Raw genomic sequence first — 3017 nt, forward strand, 5'->3', positions numbered from 1 at the left:
CTGAAGCAGAAGCTGGTGCTTTAAACGGTTGGAAAATTGAAGTTGGTGAGAAAGTAAATGCTGTTAAACCTCTTGATGTAACAAATGTTACTGATAAAGACGGGAACGCAAGTACTCGTGAAGTGCCAAAATCAAAAATCTATTCAAACGATGGAGAATTGAAAAAATACCAAACTTCAGGTGAAAATAGTTATGTCAATGGTAGTGGTGCTGTTCCTTCAGTAACTCCAACAATTGATGTAATGAGAACAAATGCGTTTGGTGAAGTTAAAAACCGTGATTACTACCTAGAATTAGGAAGTAAAGGTACAACACTTTCTAAAGAATTTGATGTAAACGGGAATTCACGTTTAAATGTTAACTTAATTCACAGTGCTGCATACGGAGGTTCAACATCAACATCAGCAGGTGAAAGAGTTAAATTAACAATAGTAGATGCATTTACTGGTAAAGAAATCAAACCAGTTGAAGGTAAAAATGGACCATTAGCAACAGAACAAGCTGCTTTGGCTGCTAATGGATGGAACCACTTAGACCGTATTTATGATATTCCAGCAGAAACTACAAAAATTAAAGTGTTAATTGAAGCTGGAAGTCAAGGAACAAATACTTTAATTAATGACAACAAGATCAATATTAAAGATGGTTACTTAATCGGTGGTATTGGTATTGCAACTGCACCAGCTGCTGAAGTAGTAACAAACGTTCGTTCAGATGGTAAAACAGGTGAATACGGTTATACAAAAGATACAATCTACGAAAAAGGTCAAAAAGGTAACTTTGACATTACAATTAAAAACACTGGTGGAATGAATATTGACTATTATAATGCATCAAATGTCGAAGTAACAGTAGAAGTTCCTAAAGGTGTAGTATTAGAAGATAAAATCTACAATGCCAATGGTGGATCAAACTGGTTAGGAAATGTTTGGGCAAATACTATCAAATGGGTTCCAAATGATCCAAGTGATAACTCAAAAGGTGGAAAATTAACGTATAACGTACCAGCAGGAAATCGTATGGCTGCAGCAGAGACAAACTCTCGTACAACAAGTATTCCATTTACAGCTGCAGATAACTTCGTAGGACCAGCTGACTTTAAAGTAACAGTTAAGAGTGGATTTGGAGATACAGATGCAGAAGGTAACAGACTGTACTCATATACTGCTAATGGATTAACACCTCCATATGAAAATGAATTTAACCGTAATGGTTTAGCAGATTCAGATAATCCTGATTACAAATATGGTAAAGTAATCTTTATCAATAGTTTACAAACTAACTCAGTTATTACAGTACCAATTAATACGACTGATGAACAACTTAAAGCAATTGCTTATGCGAAAGCTCAAGAAGCGATTAAATCTCCAGAATTCACAAAATTATTAACAGATGTTACTGGTACAGCTGCACTAGGTGACACTAATGGTTCAACTTTTGTTAATAAAGATGAAATCGCAATTACGAAAGTTGCTGAAGATGGACGTGGTGTTGTTAAAGTACCAGTAACTTATACAGTAGATGGTAAAACATATGAAACTACTGTTGATATTGAGGTAAATGTTGTTAAATCAACAACAAAACCAGTAGTAGTATTTGAAGGTGAAACACCAAAATTAGACAAAGATTCAGTAACACCAGGTGAAGGTGGAACAGTTGGAGAACCAACAACAGTTCCATCTACAAAAGATAAAGCTGGAAAAACAGATGTATCAGTAGATGTACCAGTAACTTACGATAATGGAAAAGTAACTGAAACAGTTAAAGTTCCAGTAACAGTATTACCAGTAGCTAAAGGTGATGTAACAGTAGCTAAAGGAACAACTCCAGATAAACTGAAAGACTTAGCAAAAGCTAAAGCTGATGAAGCCGTTAAAGCAACTGATTTTGTATCTAAACTACCACAAGGTGCAAAAGTAACTGTTGGCGATGTGACTGAAGATGTATTAGCTAAAATAACAGCTGAAAAAGGAACAAACACAGGTACTGTTAACGTACCAGTAACATACACAGTTGATGGAAAAGACTACACAACTACAATCCCTGTAACAGTAAATGTTAAAGGTTCAGATGTTAAACCTGTATACGTTGTAGAAGGTGACAAACCGGAAGCTAAAGATGTAAACAAAGCAATTACTCCTGATACAGATGGAACTGCAACACCTGTAACTGATGAAGACATCAACAAAGCTATCCCAACAACAGAAGGTAAAGTTGGAGCAACTGATGTAAATGTAAAAGTACCAGTAACATATGAAGGAGTAAAAGATCCTGAAGAAGTAACAGTACCAGTAACAGTATTACCAAAAGTTAAACCAGAAGGTGTAACAGTACCTAAAGATGCTGATAAGACTGAATTAGCAAAAGTTGTTAAAGAAAAAGCAGAAGAAGCAGCTAAAAAACTTAACGGTCTTCCAGAAGGTGTAACAGTTACAGTAACAAATGTTGAAACAACTCCTGGAACAGATAAAACAGGTAAAACAGAAAAACCAGCAACTGTAACAGTTGAATACAAAGACAAAGATGGAAACAAAATCACTAAAGTGATTGAAGTACCAGTAAATGTTGTCTCTTCAACTCCACCAGAAGTAGTAGTATTTGAAGGTGACACACCAAATTCTGAAGAAATTAAGAAAGGTATTACACCTGGAGAAGGTGGAACAGTAGGAGACCCTACAAAAGTTCCATCTACAGTAGGAAAAGCAGGGGATAAAGACGTTGAAGTTGAAGTACCAGTAACTTACGATAATGGTAAATTCAAAGAAAACGTTAAAGTTCCAGTAACAGTATTACCAAAACCAACAGCAGGTTCAGTTATTGTACCGAAAGATCTTTCAGAAAAAGAATTAAAAGATAAAGTTGGTAAAGATGCAGAAAATGCAATCAACAATGAAGAATTCAAGAAAAAACTTCCTGAAGGAGCAACTGTTAAAGTTGATTTAACAAATGTTACATTACCGAAAACTTCAACACCAGGTAAAGCTGGAGAAGTAGAAGTACCAGTTATTTACACTGTA

The 3017-nt window shown here is 35.3% G+C and carries 1 protein-coding gene; it reads left to right on the plus strand.

Going from position 1 to position 3017, the window contains the following annotated elements; all coding sequences use genetic code 11:
* The coding region (locus O3801_RS08470) for a hypothetical protein (protein WP_371454672.1) at nt 1-3017 on the plus strand (3017 nt) is incomplete at both ends.

Origin of the sequence: Gemella sp. 27098_8_149 (genome assembly GCF_041433745.1) — a bacterium.
GTDB lineage: Bacteria > Bacillota > Bacilli > Staphylococcales > Gemellaceae > Gemella.